This is a genomic window from Brevibacillus soli (assembly GCF_044759095.2).
In the GTDB taxonomy this organism is placed as follows: domain Bacteria; phylum Bacillota; class Bacilli; order Brevibacillales; family Brevibacillaceae; genus JBIYSM02.
In genome coordinates this window covers 98,102-112,742 of the sequence record NZ_JBIYSM020000008.1, presented here as the reverse complement: position 1 = coordinate 112,742, position 14,641 = coordinate 98,102, and the positions used below count along the sequence as shown (strand labels likewise).

The 14,641-nt window shown below is 55.2% G+C and carries 11 protein-coding genes, 8 tRNA genes and 1 rRNA gene; 17 read left to right on the top strand and 3 right to left on the bottom strand.

The window, feature by feature from the left end; all coding sequences use genetic code 11:
• The 11 genes from ACE99V_RS05385 to mnmL form a co-directional block, all read left to right on the top strand.
• Positions 1–1,470, top strand: a 23S ribosomal RNA gene (locus tag ACE99V_RS05385); the annotation flags it as partial.
• A 54-nt stretch (positions 1,471–1,524) separates the two neighbouring features.
• Positions 1,525–1,615 (top strand) — tRNA-Ser (locus ACE99V_RS05380).
• 8 nt (positions 1,616–1,623) lie between these two features.
• A tRNA-Met gene (locus ACE99V_RS05375) sits at positions 1,624–1,700 on the top strand.
• A gap of 1 nt (position 1,701) precedes the next feature.
• Positions 1,702–1,775: transfer RNA gene (locus ACE99V_RS05370), tRNA-Trp, on the top strand.
• Positions 1,776–1,794: 19 nt separating this feature from the next.
• A tRNA-His gene (locus ACE99V_RS05365) sits at positions 1,795–1,870 on the top strand.
• 7 nt (positions 1,871–1,877) lie between these two features.
• A tRNA-Cys gene (locus ACE99V_RS05360) sits at positions 1,878–1,951 on the top strand.
• 5 nt (positions 1,952–1,956) lie between these two features.
• Positions 1,957–2,033 (top strand) — tRNA-Arg (locus ACE99V_RS05355).
• Between the two features lie 15 nt (positions 2,034–2,048).
• Positions 2,049–2,133: transfer RNA gene (locus tag ACE99V_RS05350), tRNA-Leu, on the top strand.
• A gap of 10 nt (positions 2,134–2,143) precedes the next feature.
• A tRNA-Glu gene (locus ACE99V_RS05345) sits at positions 2,144–2,220 on the top strand.
• Positions 2,221–2,486: 266 nt separating this feature from the next.
• Complete coding sequence (locus ACE99V_RS05340; RefSeq protein WP_400490038.1) at positions 2,487–3,725, top strand: glycosyltransferase family 2 protein; 1,239 nt, start codon at positions 2,487–2,489, stop codon at positions 3,723–3,725.
• 263 nt (positions 3,726–3,988) lie between these two features.
• The gene (gene mnmL, locus ACE99V_RS05335; protein WP_400490040.1) at positions 3,989–4,957 is read left to right on the top strand and encodes a tRNA modification radical SAM protein MnmL/YtqA; all 969 of its coding nucleotides are present in this window, start codon (positions 3,989–3,991) and stop codon (positions 4,955–4,957) included.
• 45 nt (positions 4,958–5,002) lie between these two features.
• Here the strand turns inward: mnmL and ACE99V_RS05330 are convergent, their stop codons facing one another.
• Positions 5,003–5,641 (bottom strand): CBS domain-containing protein, encoded by a 639-nt coding sequence (locus ACE99V_RS05330; RefSeq protein ID WP_400490041.1) that lies wholly within the window; start codon positions 5,639–5,641, stop codon positions 5,003–5,005.
• A 71-nt stretch (positions 5,642–5,712) separates the two neighbouring features.
• Positions 5,713–6,441 (bottom strand): glycerophosphodiester phosphodiesterase, encoded by a 729-nt coding sequence (locus ACE99V_RS05325; protein ID WP_400490042.1) that lies wholly within the window; start codon positions 6,439–6,441, stop codon positions 5,713–5,715.
• 275 nt (positions 6,442–6,716) lie between these two features.
• On the opposite strand from ACE99V_RS05325, the gene ablB reads away from it, so the two are divergent.
• Positions 6,717–7,562, top strand: a complete 846-nt coding sequence (ablB, locus tag ACE99V_RS05320; protein WP_400490043.1) for a putative beta-lysine N-acetyltransferase — start codon at positions 6,717–6,719, stop codon at positions 7,560–7,562.
• Between the two features lie 8 nt (positions 7,563–7,570).
• On the opposite strand, the gene ACE99V_RS05315 is transcribed toward ablB, so the two are convergent.
• Complete coding sequence (locus tag ACE99V_RS05315) at positions 7,571–9,100, bottom strand: PucR family transcriptional regulator (RefSeq protein ID WP_400490044.1); 1,530 nt, start codon at positions 9,098–9,100, stop codon at positions 7,571–7,573.
• 145 nt (positions 9,101–9,245) lie between these two features.
• Here ACE99V_RS05315 and ACE99V_RS05310 point away from each other — a divergent pair, with 145 nt between their 5' ends.
• Genes ACE99V_RS05310 through gabT form a run of 5 tightly spaced genes read left to right on the top strand, consistent with a single transcriptional unit; the run spans position 9,246 to position 14,628 of the window.
• Complete coding sequence (locus ACE99V_RS05310; protein ID WP_400490045.1) at positions 9,246–10,598, top strand: aspartate aminotransferase family protein; 1,353 nt, start codon at positions 9,246–9,248, stop codon at positions 10,596–10,598.
• A 14-nt stretch (positions 10,599–10,612) separates the two neighbouring features.
• Complete coding sequence (locus tag ACE99V_RS05305; RefSeq protein ID WP_400490046.1) at positions 10,613–11,305, top strand: CoA transferase subunit A; 693 nt, start codon at positions 10,613–10,615, stop codon at positions 11,303–11,305.
• Positions 11,287–11,964: a 3-oxoacid CoA-transferase subunit B gene (locus ACE99V_RS05300; RefSeq protein ID WP_400490047.1), complete on the top strand. Its 678-nt coding sequence runs from the start codon at positions 11,287–11,289 to the stop codon at positions 11,962–11,964. Before ACE99V_RS05305 ends, ACE99V_RS05300 begins: the two co-directional genes overlap by 19 nt.
• 22 nt (positions 11,965–11,986) lie before the next feature.
• Positions 11,987–13,273, top strand: coding sequence for a peptidase (locus ACE99V_RS05295; RefSeq protein WP_400490138.1), 1,287 nt, complete (start codon positions 11,987–11,989; stop codon positions 13,271–13,273).
• Complete coding sequence (gabT, locus tag ACE99V_RS05290; protein ID WP_400490048.1) at positions 13,270–14,628, top strand: 4-aminobutyrate--2-oxoglutarate transaminase; 1,359 nt, start codon at positions 13,270–13,272, stop codon at positions 14,626–14,628. The genes ACE99V_RS05295 and gabT overlap by 4 nt, the downstream gene beginning before the upstream one ends.
• The last annotated feature ends 13 nt before the right edge of the window (positions 14,629–14,641 follow it).

The window sequence follows — 14,641 nt, the reverse complement described above, 5'->3', positions numbered from 1 at the left end:
GAGTGAGGGCGTGACGCAGGAGGATAGGGTGAGCGGCCTACTGGATGGCCGTCCAAGCAGCAAGTGTGATGCGTAGGCAAATCCGCGCATCGTCAAGCACAAGCTGTGATGGCGAGGGAAATTAAGTACCGAAGTCCCTGATTTCACACTGCCAAGAAAAGCGTCTAGCGAGGAATGAGGTGCCCGTACCGCAAACCGACACAGGTAGGCGAGGAGAGAATCCTAAGGTGCGCGGGATAACTCTTGCTAAGGAACTCGGCAAAATGGCCCCGTAACTTCGGGAGAAGGGGCGCCCCGGTAGCGTGATGAGCGCGAGGGGGCCGCAGTGAAAAGGCCCAAGCGACTGTTTAGCAAAAACACAGGTCTCTGCGAAGCCGCAAGGCGAAGTATAGGGGCTGACGCCTGCCCGGTGCTGGAAGGTTAAGGGGATGGGTTAGCGCAAGCGAAGCTTTGAACCGAAGCCCCAGTAAACGGCGGCCGTAACTATAACGGTCCTAAGGTAGCGAAATTCCTTGTCGGGTAAGTTCCGACCCGCACGAAAGGCGTAACGACTTGGGCGCTGTCTCGGCAAGAGACCCGGTGAAATCATAATACCTGTGAAGATGCAGGTTACCCGCGACAAGACGGAAAGACCCCATGGAGCTTTACTGTAGCCTGGTATTGGAACTTTGTGCATCATGTACAGGATAGGTGGGAAGCTGAGAAGCAGGGGCGCCAGCCTCTGTGGAGCTGTCGGTGGGATACCACCCTTGATGTACGGAGTTTCTAACTCGTCGCCCTGATCGGGTGAGAGGACCATGCCAGGTGGGCAGTTTGACTGGGGCGGTCGCCTCCTAAAAGGTAACGGAGGCGCCCAAAGGTTCCCTCAGAATGGTCGGAAATCATTCGCAGAGTGTAAAGGCAGAAGGGAGCTTGACTGCGAGACCTACAAGTCGAGCAGGGACGAAAGTCGGGCTTAGTGATCCGGTGGTTCCGCATGGAAGGGCCATCGCTCAACGGATAAAAGCTACCCTGGGGATAACAGGCTTATCTCCCCCAAGAGTCCACATCGACGGGGAGGTTTGGCACCTCGATGTCGGCTCATCGCATCCTGGGGCTGAAGTAGGTCCCAAGGGTTGGGCTGTTCGCCCATTAAAGCGGTACGCGAGCTGGGTTCAGAACGTCGTGAGACAGTTCGGTCCCTATCTGTCGCGGGCGCAGGAAGTTTGAGGAGAGCTGTCCTTAGTACGAGAGGACCGGGATGGACGCACCGCTGGTGCACCAGTTGTTCCGCCAGGAGCACAGCTGGGTAGCTATGTGCGGACGGGATAAGCGCTGAAAGCATCTAAGCGTGAAGCCCCCTCCAAGATGAGACTTCCCACAGCGTCAAGCTGGTAAGACCCCTCATAGACGATGAGGTTGATAGGTTCGGTGTGGAAGCGCGGCAACGCGTGGAGCTGACGAATACTAATCGGTCGAGGACTTATCCACATTCCTTGTGCAAAACTTGCGTATCCAGTTTTGAAGGTTCAATTTCACTATTGCGGAGAGTTACCCAAGAGGCCGAAGGGGACGGTTTGCTAAACCGTTAGTATGCGCAAGCGTAGCGAGGGTTCGAATCCCTCACTCTCCGCCATTCATTGTGGCGGTGTAGCTCAGCTGGCTAGAGCGTTCGGTTCATACCCGAAAGGTCGGGGGTTCGATCCCCTCCACCGCTACCATAGGGGCATAGTTTAACGGTAGAACGAAGGTCTCCAAAACCTTTGGCGTGGGTTCGATTCCTACTGCCCCTGCCATTGTTTCAACTTGCATGTGGCGGTCGTGGCGAAGTGGTTAACGCATCGGATTGTGGCTCCGACATTCGTGGGTTCGATTCCCATCGATCGCCCCATTTATATGGGAGTATAGCCAAGTGGTAAGGCACGGGTCTGCAAAACCTTCACCCCCGGTTCGAATCCGGGTACTCCCTCCATTCTTGTCCCAGTAGCTCAGCTGGATAGAGCAACGGCCTTCTAAGCCGTCGGTCGGGAGTTCGAATCTCTCCTGGGACGCCATTTGTTACTTCATAAGCGGTCGTGGTGGAATTGGCAGACACACCATCTTGAGGGGGTGGCGGGGCGACCCGTGCGAGTTCGAGTCTCGCCGACCGCACCAGGAGAAATACGGCCCGTTGGTGAAGCGGTTTAACACAGCAGCCTTTCACGCTGTCATTCAGGGGTTCGAATCCCCTACGGGTCACCATTTTTGCCCCACAGCCAAACCAAGTGAAGCCTTTTAGAGAGAAAGGCTTTTTTTTCTGCTTATCGGTCGTTCAATCGAATAGAACCGATTAAAGGTGGGAAAGGTGATAGAAGCGCCTCATTTTTTTTCCCACTTTTGGATGATTGCGATAAGGCTTGCTTTGAGGTAAACTCACCAATGAGAGAGAAATAAGAGAGAAATTTTGGAAAATCACTAACCTGCCTCAATCATGCAAGATCGGGGATGCAGGTCGAGGAGAAGAACCCATGATTGCATTAAAAGAAGTCATTGAGGGATTATTCATCGGATTTAGTTCTACAGTAGGGATTGTGAGTACTTACCAAACACTGGTATCCTGTGGAGGGCTTTTCCGGAAAAAAGAAGAAATTACTCACCCACCACAGAAAACATTCGCTGTGCTGGTGGCAGCTCACAATGAAAGCGCCGTAATTGCGCCCCTGATTGAAAACCTGAAACAACTTGATTATCCACGCGAAATGTACGACATTTATGTCATATGCGATAATTGTACGGACAACACGGCTGAAATTGTCCGAGCCCACGGTGCATACGCATGCGAACGTTTTGATGCCTCCAAGCGAGGAAAGGGCTATGGAATCGAGTGGATGCTGGAAAACCTTTGGGCCATGCCGAAGCAGTATGATGCGGTGGTTATGTTTGACGCAGACAACCTGGTCGAGAAAAACTTTTTGCAAGTCATGAACGACCGACTTTGCAAGGGAGCACGTGTCATTCAAGCATACCTGGATTCAAAAAACCCGTTTGACTCCTGGATTACACTCTCCTACGCAGTCACCTACTGGTTCACCAACCGCATGTGGCAGCTGGCCCGCCACAATTTGGGACTGCCCAACACTCTGGGAGGTACCGGGCTGTGCATTGAAAGCAAGCTGTTGAAAGAGATGGGCTGGGGAGCAACCAGTTTGACGGAGGACCTGGAATTTGCCACGCGCTGCATTGAGCGGGGAATTTATCCGACCTGGGCTCACGATACCAAAGTATGGGATGAAAAGCCGATTGATCTGAAATCTTCCATGCGGCAGCGCTTGCGGTGGATGCAGGGACATTACGATGTAGCAGGGCGTTACGTCGGCTCGGTGTTGAAAAATGGTCTGAAGCAGCGTCGTCTCGGCATGCTCGACGCGGCGTTTTACCTGTTCCAGCCGATGTATGTCCTGATCGTGACCATGATGTCGCTCTTGTTCCTGGGACGTTTCTTTGAGTTTGAAGCCTTCATGCCGGCCGCTCAGATCCTTCCTTCCTGGCTGGTGTACAGTTCTACGGCGCTCTTTTATCTGTTGCCCGTGCTGGCGCTGTTCCTGGAGAAGGTGCCGCTCAAGGCGTATCTGGGACTCTTGCTGCTGCCCGTCTTTTTCCTCACCTGGCTGCCGATCTTCTTCTACGCGTTCTTTACCAAGAAGAATCAGGAGTGGAGCCACACGGTACACACGCGGGCTATTCGCATCGAGGAGATCCAACAGTAAAGTGGATGGAAAGCCACAGGAAAAGTCCTGTGGTTTTCTTGGTGTATAAGAATTTATAAATTTGGACATCCCATACAGCCGCTAGAAAAGTGTTCGGGGCCCCGCCCGGCGAAGAAAGGGACCCCACTCGGCACAGCGATAGCTAACGCCGAGTGGGTCGAGGATAGCTAAAGTCGGCTGGGTTTTCTTATTTTTTACGTTTGGCAATGCAGCAGGAAAACCTGTTATAATAGAATGATGCAAGAAAGGAGTTGAGTATTTCAATGAATCTTTCTGTGAAAGCACCATCCGCTGAGACCCCGCTCTTGTGGGGCGACAAGCGTTATCATACATGGAACTACCATCTGCGTCAGATGTTTCAGGAGAAAATCTTCAAAGTCCCGCTGGATGGCGGCTTTACCTGCCCCAACCGGGACGGGAAAGTAGCCATTGGCGGCTGCACCTTCTGCAGCGCGCGCGGTTCCGGTGATTTTGCCGGTGATCGTCGCATGGAACTGGAAAAGCAGTTCCACGACGTGAAGAACCGCATGCACCAAAAATGGCCGGAAGCCAAGTACATCGGATTCTTCCAGGCCTTTAGCAACACCTACGCACCGGTGGAAGAGCTGCGGGAGATGTATGAAGTCATCCTGAAGCAGGAGGGAGTCGTCGGCCTTTCCATTGCGACACGTCCGGACTGTTTGCCGGATGACGTCGTGGAATACCTCGCCGAACTGAACGAGCGGACCTATCTTTGGGTAGAATTGGGGCTGCAGACCATCCATGAGCGCACGGCACAGCTGATCAACCGCGCACACGACTACCAGTGCTACCTGGATGCGGTGGAAAAACTGCGCAAGCACAATATTCGCGTTTGTTCCCATATCATTTACGGCTTGCCGGGTGAGACGCATGAGGATATGATGGAAACGGCCAAAGCCGTCGCGCATCTGGACGTACAGGGCATCAAAATTCACTTGCTGCACCTGCTGCGCAAAACGCCTATGGTAAAGCAGTATGAAGCGGGCCTGCTGGAATTTTTGACCCAGGAAGAGTACACCAAGCTGGTGGTGGATACGCTGGAGATCCTCCCGCCGGAAATGATTGTTCACCGCGTGACAGGGGATGGTCCGCCGGATTTGCTCATGGGTCCGATGTGGAGCCGGAAGAAGTGGGAAGTACTGAACGGCATTGACGCCGAACTGGTGAAAAGGAACAGCTGGCAGGGCAAGTTTTATGTGCCCCAGGCATAAATCAACACAAAAGAAGGAGCCTTCTTCGGAGGCTCCTTTTGTCGTTTAGCTGTCGGAGAGGGAAGTGATGACAAATCCGCGTTGTTCCAGCTCTTTGCGGATGACATCCCGGCTGTCGTCGGATGTGTATTTGGTTAAGATACGCCGCACTCCGTGATGTTCCGAATCAAAGGAGACACAAGAGATGACGTTCGCATTGTGTGCGGAAAGGATGGACATGATCTCCTTTAAGAGCCCCTTTCCTTCATAGTGGGTGAGGATCATCCTCGTGCCCTTCACTCCCATGCCGAACGCCGATTCCAGCACCAGTTCCATGTCCTTCCGTTTGATGATGCCGATGAACTTTTGGTCGTGGTCCACAATGGGAACGAACGGGTAGCGAACGATAATCGGCAGGGCATCCTCATACAGGTTCTCCACGGTAAGCTTGGGAATGGTCCGATCTACCCCTTCCGCCAGTGGAAGTTCGATAAAATCCTGATAGGAACCGCGAAAGATTCCCTTTTCAAACAGCTCGAAAAGGCTGCGTTTGCTGAGCGCACCGTAAAACGAGCCGTCGTGATCCATGACGGGGATGCTGTACAGCTTTTTCTCCTTCATTAGTTCGAGGGCTTTGCTGATTTTATCGCTGGGATAAACGGTAGAAATGGCAGAAAGCGGCGAAAGACATTCCTTCAGAAACATAGGATACCCCCATTTGCTTGTCGTATCCCTATTATACGAAATGCAAACAATATATGGCAATTGAGACAATTCTATCTTCTGACAAGCTGTTTGCGGGCTCGCAGCGGATAGTTGGTGATAATGCCGTCCACTCCCATCCGGCGGCACTCTCTGATTCGTTCGGGATCGTCTACGGTCCAGACCATGACCTGAAGGCCGTTCGCCTTTGCCTGTTTGACCAATGAGGGAGTCAGTTCCTCATTCGGCACGTGCAATTGGTCGGCTTCATAGCGAATGGCCACCTCCCAGGGACGGCGCAGTGGACCCATGTACAAAAGACCAGTCTTTTGACGGGGATTCAGTTGCTTGATACGCCGCAGGCTGTCAAAGTTGAACGACGAGATGACTGTACGTCGGGTGAGGCGGTGTTTTCGCACGAGTGTTACCACCTTTTCTTCCAGCCCTGGTTGGGGGACGAACAAGTTCTTCAGCTCGATGTTGAAGCGGAGCGGGGTCAAAGCCAGCTCTTGCAGAACATCTGCCAGGGAGGGAATGCGCGCCTCGCTGAAGCGTTGACCAAATGGTTTGCCGGCATGAAACTGCCGCAATTCGTCAAGCGTAAAATCCTGAACCGAACCTCGGCCGTCAGTGGTTCGCTCCAGCCGATGATCATGAATCACGACCGCTTCTTCGTCCTGGGACAGCTGCACATCCAGTTCAATGCCGTCAGCCCGCTGACGCAATGCCCCGTGAAATGCTTCCATCGTGTTCTCCGGATAGTGGCCAGATGCGCCGCGATGGGCGTAAATGAGAGGGATCACGTGGGCTTCCTCCTTCCATATCGAAATGGCCTCTGAGAAGCCAGTTCCAAAGTCTGATTTGCTCGTTCGTTTTTGCCCTATTACATGAATATGTAATGAGCCCCTTTGTACGACCACGAAGAGGGGCTTCTCGTGAGCAGAGTTCCCTCTAACTTATGTGCCGAGGGGTGAATGGCTCTCGACGAATACCAGCTGATCTTTATACATTCTGGCAGATGACGCAGAGGAACAGCGTGCTACAATGGGAAAAAAGGCGCGGAAGGATGGAAAGAAGAATGACAGATGTGACAAGCATGTTGGAGGCGGGAGATCTGGTCGTCGACGAACGGAACCTGCGCGTAAAGCTGCATCAGTACGATCGGAACCAAATCCCTCGTTGGGACAAAGAAATGAGGCGTCTGGCGATAAAGTCAAATGCGACAAAGCTGATCGTCTACGCCAAAAAGCCGGACGTAGAGGCGTGGGCTTCACTTGGCTATCATCAGGAAGGAAAAATTGACGGATTCTTTAACGGGGAAAACGCACAGATGCTCTCCTGTTTCCTGACGGAAGAACGGGCAACATCGGCAGCCCCTCAACTCGCGGATGAAATTTTGCAAGTGAGTCTTGACAAGGCATCTTATCGACAGGAGAAAAGCCTGCCGGACGGCTGCGTCATGCGCCCGGCGACAGAAGCGGACGCAGAGGCCTTGGCTCGTTTGTACAAGCTTGTTTTTGCCACGTACCCCACGCCGATGGACGATCCCGCGTACGTGCGAAAGACCATGCTGGAAAGCACCCATTACTTCGTGATCGAAAACGGCGGAAACATCATTTGCGCCGCATCGGCGGAGGTTTCCGAACGGTTCGGTTCAGCGGAGTTGACAGATTGCGCCACCCATCCCGACCATTTGGGCAAAGGGCTGCTCCAGCCTTTGTTTGCCGCTCTGGAGGAAAAGATGGAGCAGTTGGGCATATACTACCTGTACACGTTGACGCGGGCGCAATCGGCGGGAATGAACGTTACCGCCGCCAAACAGGGGTATCAGTACCGGGGAAGGTTGATCAACAATTGCAGCATTTTCTCCGGGTATGAAGACATGAATATCTGGGTGAAGCCGCTGCGGTTGACCTGGGAATAGCAGAGGCATCAAGACGGGTACAACAATCGATGAAGACGAAACGCCATCAGGGCAAGCTGCAGCTGCCAACGCTGATGGGCGTCTTCCAGATTGCAGCCCGTCTTTTCTTCTATTTGTTCCAAACGGTATTTTAGCGTATGGCGATGAATATATAACGCTTGGGACGCCTTCAGTCCGTTGCAATTGTGTTCGAGGTAGGCATGAAGCGTCTCCAGCAGCTGTTGATTATGCTTCCGATCGTACTCGAGGAGCCTGTCCAATAGCGGATGCCACAGCGCCTGCAGGGTTTCCTGCTGTCGATGGTACGGATACAAAAATTGATACCCCTGCATCTCGGTGTAGGGAAGAAGAGCTGGAGCCCGGGTCAACAGCGGATAGGCTTGCAGGGCGTAAACGGCTTCGTCGGCGGCATCCGCCAACTGAGACAACAGGGAGCGGGGGCTGCTGATCCCGAGGTGCAAAGGCGCGTCCGGATAGAGCTTCAGCCACTGCGCCGCCAGCTGCTCCAACAGGGATTGGCTTCGTTTGTCCGCCGGCAGGACAAGTAACAGGGATTGTGCCCGCTCACGCAGGAGATATGGGTGATGGTGCCGGTCGCACAGACGTTTCAGGAGGGTGATGCAGGTCTGGTGCAGGACGGAAAGATTGGCATCTTCTTTGGCTGCGACGCGAACGGCAGCAATCAAATGACGGCCCGCAAGCGGATACCCGAGCAAGCGGCTCCGTGTTTCCAACTCGGAGTCGCTTATGCTTCGTCCGCTCAGGAGTTCTTCAACGAAGTCCCCTTTCAAGCGCCATTCCGTCGCGGCTACTGCCCGTTCCTTTGCGTATTCCAGCGCGCACAGAGTAGCGGCGTGCTGCAGGGCGACGTTGTCCAGCTCTTTCCACGAGCATTCAGGCTTGGTAAGCATCAGTGATCCGTAGTGCTCTCGAGCGGCGCGAATCGCGGCGGTCTGGGTGGACAGTTTTCCGCGGTCAAGGAGTTCTGCTCCCAATTGGATCGCTTCAAACCCGAGGGCATCCGTTATCGTGACGGCACCTCCGGTAAGCTGGGCCAGTTCGGAAGCGATGGCGGGAAGTCCCCCTTTTGACAGGGCTGCCTCAATCATCCGGTCGTGAATCGCTTGAGAATAGGCAAGCGTCTCGAACTGTCGATTGACGATCGGCTGCAGGATTGCTTTTGTAATGGTGGAAAAGTTCATCTCCAGCGGAATTTCGATGAGCGGCAGATTGTACCGGTTGGCCGCCTCGATACATGCTGACGGGATCTCCCGCAGGTAAAAGCCGGTATGCAGCGCCACCCCGCTCAGTTTGCGTTCGACGAGCGAGGGGATAAACTGCGACAGCTTTTGTTCGTCATCAGCCAGACCGAAGCCGGTGGTGATGAGGAACTCTCCCTCCTGCAGACGGGAGGTGTCCTCCAATACCTCCACGATGGTTACCCAGCGGATTTGATTGTCCAATCCGCTTTCCCCGGCGACCAGTCGCGTCTGTACCATATCGGGCAGCTGCAGGGCTTCGCGTATCGTGATCGTCATACCGTTCCTCCCCATGTCCAATCTCTTTTATACAAAATGTACAAAAGATTATGTCTCTTTTCCATCTTTTTTTGCCAGCCGGTCGAATGGCGCGGGAAACAAGGTCAGCTAGGATGGAGGTATAGAACAGGGTGAGGTGGCTGTCATGCAGAGAAGCTATGTCATAAAACCGGAATTGGGCAAAACATATCCGTTTGTCTCCCATGGAAAAGGGGTCTATCTCTATGACCAGGAGGGGAGACGGTACATCGACGGCTGCTCCGGCGCTGTTACGGCAAGCATCGGCCATGCTGTCGAGGAAGTGGCGGAGGCGATGTACGAGCAGGCAAAGCAGGTTTCCTTTGCCTATCGTTCCCAGTTCAGCAGTCAAGCGGTTGAGGAACTGGGCGCAAAACTGGCCGAGTGGGCACCGGGTTCGCTCAACTGGAGCTTTTTTGTCAGCAGCGGCTCGGAAGCGACAGAGACCGCACAGAAAATCGCCATTCAATACTGGCAGGAGCGGGGATTCCAGGGCAAAAACCGGATCATCTCCCGCTGGATGAGTTATCACGGCATTACCATGGGGGCTCTTTCCATGTCCGGACACGTGCTGCGCCGCAAGCGCTTCGTCCCGCTTCTGGAAGACTATCCGTCCATCTCCGCGCCGTATCCGTACCGCAGACCTGAGGGAATGGCGCTGGAGACGTATGCGATGCACTGTGCCAATGAGTTGGAGACAGCCCTCTTGCGGGTAGGTCCCGAGAACGTGGCGGCCTTTATTGCCGAACCGGTGATTGGTGCTTCGGGCGGGGCGGTCGTTCCGCCGGACGGATACTTTCAGCGCATTCGGGAAATCTGCGACAAGTATCAGGTGCTGTTTATCGCAGACGAAGTGATGACAGGCGTGGGGCGTACGGGCAAGCGATTCGGGGTCGACCACTGGGGCGTTCAGCCAGATCTGATGGCACTCGGAAAAGGGATGAGCGCCGGGTATACCCCGATGGCAGCCACGTTGGCGACAGAAGAAATCATCGACACCATCACGCGCGGCTCCGGACTGATCATGGCCGGACACACTTACAGCGCCAACCCGCAATCAGCGGCCACGTCTCTGGCCGTGCTGCGCTACGTCGAAAAGCACAATCTGGTGGAGCAGGCGGCGAAACACGGTGACTATCTGCTGCAGCAGCTGAAGAAACTGGCGGATGAGCTGCCGTTGATCGGGGAAGCGCGCGGCCTCGGGCTGTTGTGCGGCCTTGAATTTGTCAGAGACAAGCAGACGAAAGAACCGTACCCGCTGTCTATGGGGATCAGCAGCCGCGTCATCAAGCGCGCTTTTGAAAAAGGGCTCCTGGTCTACCCGGCGGTGGGCGGCCTGGAAGGAGTCGCGGGCGACGCCATCATCATCTCTCCGCCGCTTACCATCACCATCGCGGAGATTGACGAGCTGGTAGGGCTGCTGCGGGAAGCGGTACAGACCGTACAATCGGAGTTACATCAGGCACAGTCGCTGGCATAGAGGAGGGTTCAGGTTTGAGGAATCGGTTTGAAAAAGTCATATCACTGGAAGAAGCGCTTGACCACTTTCATGACGGCATGACATTGGCTGCCGGTGGATTCGGCGGGGTAGGAAATCCGCCTACGCTGATCCAGGGCATTCTCGACAAGGGCGTAAGGAACATTACCCTGATCAGCAATGACACGGCCTTTCCCCATATCGGCGTAGGCAAACTGGTCACAGAGCGGCGCGTGAAAAAGGTAATCGCCTCGCACATCGGATCAAACCCCAACGCAGGGGCGCAAATGACGGCCGGAGAGCTGGAAGTGGAGTTCTGTCCCCAGGGGATTCTCGCGGAGCGGGTACGCGCCGGCGGGGTAGGTCTGGGCGGCATCCTGTCCGACATCGGCCTTGGGACCATCGCGGAAAAAGGAAAGCAAAAGGTAACGGTGGACGGCAAGGAGTATTTGCTGGAAACACCGCTTACTGCCGATGTGGCCATCGTTCACGCGAAAAAGGCGGATCGCTTCGGAAACCTGGTATACGATACGAGCGGACGCAACTTTAATCCGCTTGTGGCGATGGCCGGCGACATCACCATCGTGGAGGCGGATGAAATCGTCGAGATCGGCGAGCTGAATCCCGAGGAGATCGTGACGCCAGGGGTTTTTGTCAACTATATCGTCCAAAGCGAAGGGGTGAACTGGCGATGGGCTTGGGAGAAGTAAGGGAGAGCGAGAACTACCGCGAGCGGATCGCCCGCCGAGCGGCACAGGAAATTGAAGACGGCATGATCATCAACCTGGGGATCGGCATCCCGACATTGGTGGCCGATTATATCCCCAAAGAAAAGCGGGTGATGTTTCACGCGGAAAACGGCATACTCGGAACAGGCCCAAGCCCGGCCAAAGGGGAAGAAAACCCGATGCTGTGCAATGCAGGCGGATTTCCGGTGACGCTGGCCACAGGCGCTTCCTTCTTTGACAGTGCGACCGCGTTTGCCATCATTCGCCGCGGGTTGCTGGACATGACCATCCTCGGTGTGCTGGAAGTCAGCCAGACGGGTGACATTGCCAACTGGATCGTACCAGGCAAACGCGTTCCGGGCATGGGCGGCGCGATGGAACTGGCGCAAAAAGCGAAGAAGGTAATGGTGCTGACCACCCATCTGGACAAAAACGGACGCTCCAAAATTGTGCGGGAGTGTTCCCTTCCGCTGACGGCCCATAAAGCGGCTGACCTGATCATCACCGACATGGCGGTGATGGAGGTAAAACCGGACGGACTGTACCTAAGAGAAGTGATGTACCCGTACACAGTGGGTGACGTGATCGGGGCAACGGAAGCAGAGCTTAGGATCGACGGCCAAGTCGCTGTTTTTGAATAATCACGAAGGAGGGGATGTCTTGATGACCGGCTGGAAGGAAAAGATCCAAGCGCAGATCAAAAAGGAAAGGGAAGCTGCTGTCGAACTGCTGCAGGCCTGGGTGAGAGAGAAAAGCGTGCAGGGGGAAGAACGCTCCATTCAGGAGAGTATTGCCAAAAGATTGGACGCGATGGGCATGGAGGTAGACTTGTGGGTGATGGAAGGCGAGGAGTTGACCCGGCATCCGTATTTCGTGTCCCCGCGAACCTCATTTGAGAACAGTCCGAATGTAGTAGGCGTGTGGAAAGGAACCGGAGGCGGCCGCTCCCTGATCCTCAACGGTCATGTGGACGTGGTGCCCGCCGGCGACCGCGCCCAATGGGAGCATGATCCGTTCAGTGGAGAAATTGTGGACGGCAAGCTGTACGGCCGGGGTGCGACCGACATGAAGGGAGGGAACCTCGCTTCCCTGTTGGCGATCCAAACGCTGCAGGCCCTTGGAGTTCGCCTGCAGGGCGACGTGATTTTTCAAAGCGTCGTAGAGGAAGAGAGCGGTGGGGCCGGCACGCTTGCGACGATTTTACGCGGATACAAGGCAGACGCGGCGCTGATTCCCGAACCCACCAACATGAAAATCTTCCCCAAGCAGCAAGGCTCGATGTGGTTCCGGCTGACCGTCAAGGGTCGTTCCGCACATGGCGGCACCCGCTACGAAGGCGTAAGCGCGATTGAAAAGAGCATGCTCGTCGTACAGGAAATCGCCCGTCTGGAGAAAGAGCGCAATGATCGAATCACCGACCCGCTCTATGCCAAGCTGCCCATCCCCATCCCGATCAACATCGGCGTGATTGAAGGAGGCAAGTGGCCGTCATCGGTGGCGGATCTGGTGAAGCTGGAGGGACGCATGGGAGTGGCGCCGGGGGAAGCGATGGACGACGCCAAAGCCGAGATGGATGCGGCTCTGAAACGCTTGGCGGAGCGGGATCCCTGGTTTGCCGAACACCCGGTGGAGCTGGAGTGGTTTGGTGCCAGGTGGGTACCAGGAGCGGTGGCGGAAGATCATCCGCTCATGGAGCTTTTGCAAAAGAGCTTTGAAAGCGTGACGGGCAAGCAGGCCGTCGTGGAGGCATCGCCATGGGGGACGGATGGGGGCTTGCTGACGGTGCTCGCCGACACCCCGGCGATCGTAGTGGGACCGGGTGTCACTCAGGTAGCTCACTACCCGAATGAATATATTGAACTGGACACTGTGTTTCAATGTGCCGAAATATTCGCACTTACCATGCTGGAGTGGTGCGGAATAGCGCAAGAGGGAGGCGTATCATCATGAGTCAAATGACAACCAGGTTCATCCAATTGAAAACGGCCGTACCCGGCCCGAAAGCCCAGGAGCTTTTGGCCCGCAAGGAAGAAAACGTACCGCGCGGACCTTTCAACACAGCGCCTACCTTTGTTGTCAAGGCACAGGGAGCGCTCCTGACCGACGTGGACGGCAACACCTTCATTGATTTCGCCGGTGCCATCGGTTCGATGAACGCCGGTCACTGCCCGCCAGCCGTCGTGGAAGCGCTGAAAGAGCAGCTTGATCAGTACATTCACACCTGCTTCCACGTCATGATGTACGAACCTTATGTGCAGTTGGCGGAGAAACTGAACCAAATCACGCCGGGTACGCATGCGAAAAAGACGTTTTTCCTCAACAGCGGAGCGGAAGCGGTAGAAAATGCGATCAAAATCGCCCGAAAGCACACCGGCCGGAAGGCGATCATCTCCTTTGAGCGGGGTTATCACGGCCGAACGCTTTTGGCGATGACGCTGACCAGCAAGGTCCGCCCGTACAAGTACCAGTTTGGCCCGTTCGCTCCGGAAGTGTACAAAATGAGTTATCCGTACTACTACCGCGCGCCGTACGGAGCGACTCCGGAAGAAGTGGACAGGGAAACGCTGCGTCGCTTTGAAGACTTTTTCCTCGGGGAAGTTGCGCCGGACGATGTCGCCGCTGTCATCATGGAGCCGGTACAAGGGGAAGGCGGTTTTGTCGTTCCGTCCAAACGCTTCGTACAAGGGGTCAAGGCGATTTGCGAGAAGCACGGCATCCTGTTTATCGCCGACGAGGTACAGACCGGATTCGGCCGCACCGGTAAAATGTTCGCCATCGAGCACTTTGACGTCGTGCCTGACTTGATCGTGATGTCCAAATCGATTGCGGCAGGGCTGCCGATCAGTGCCGTTACGGGGCGGGCGGAAATAATGGACGCGCCCAACCCGGGTGAAATCGGCGGTACCTACGGTGGAAGTCCGCTCGGCTGCGTGGCCGCACTGAAAGTGATTGAGATGATGGAACAACAGAATCTGCCGGAGCGCGGCCGGATCATCGGGGAGAGAATCCTGCAGCGTTTCCAGCAGTTCCGCGAAAAGTATGCGCAGGTGGGAGATGCCCGCGGTCTGGGGGCGATGTGCGCGATGGAGATCGTCAAGGACAAGACGACCAAGGAACCGGATAAGGAATTGACGGCCAAAATCGTGCAAGCCTGCAACCGCCGCGGTCTTGTCCTGCTCTCTGCCGGATTGCACAGCAACGTGATCCGCATCCTCTCTCCGCTGGTGATTACGGATGATCAACTGGAGGAAGGTTTGGCCGTCATGGAGAATGTGTTAGAAGAGCTGTGCACATCCAACCGATAAGGGGGAGGACTAT

What these genes read in the sequence shown, in the direction of transcription:
- ACE99V_RS05315 (WP_400490044.1), bottom strand. Translation starts at nt 9,100, where the DNA reads ATGACGATCACGATACGCGAAGCCCTGCAGCTGCCCGATATGGTACAG.
- ACE99V_RS05300 (WP_400490047.1), top strand. Translation starts at nt 11,287, where the DNA reads ATGGGCTTGGGAGAAGTAAGGGAGAGCGAGAACTACCGCGAGCGGATC.
- ACE99V_RS05330 (WP_400490041.1), bottom strand. Translation starts at nt 5,641, where the DNA reads ATGTTTCTGAAGGAATGTCTTTCGCCGCTTTCTGCCATTTCTACCGTT.
- ACE99V_RS05295 (WP_400490138.1), top strand. Translation starts at nt 11,987, where the DNA reads ATGACCGGCTGGAAGGAAAAGATCCAAGCGCAGATCAAAAAGGAAAGG.
- ablB (WP_400490043.1), top strand. Translation starts at nt 6,717, where the DNA reads ATGACAGATGTGACAAGCATGTTGGAGGCGGGAGATCTGGTCGTCGAC.
- ACE99V_RS05340 (WP_400490038.1), top strand. Translation starts at nt 2,487, where the DNA reads ATGATTGCATTAAAAGAAGTCATTGAGGGATTATTCATCGGATTTAGT.
- gabT (WP_400490048.1), top strand. Translation starts at nt 13,270, where the DNA reads ATGAGTCAAATGACAACCAGGTTCATCCAATTGAAAACGGCCGTACCC.
- mnmL (WP_400490040.1), top strand. Translation starts at nt 3,989, where the DNA reads ATGAATCTTTCTGTGAAAGCACCATCCGCTGAGACCCCGCTCTTGTGG.
- ACE99V_RS05310 (WP_400490045.1), top strand. Translation starts at nt 9,246, where the DNA reads ATGCAGAGAAGCTATGTCATAAAACCGGAATTGGGCAAAACATATCCG.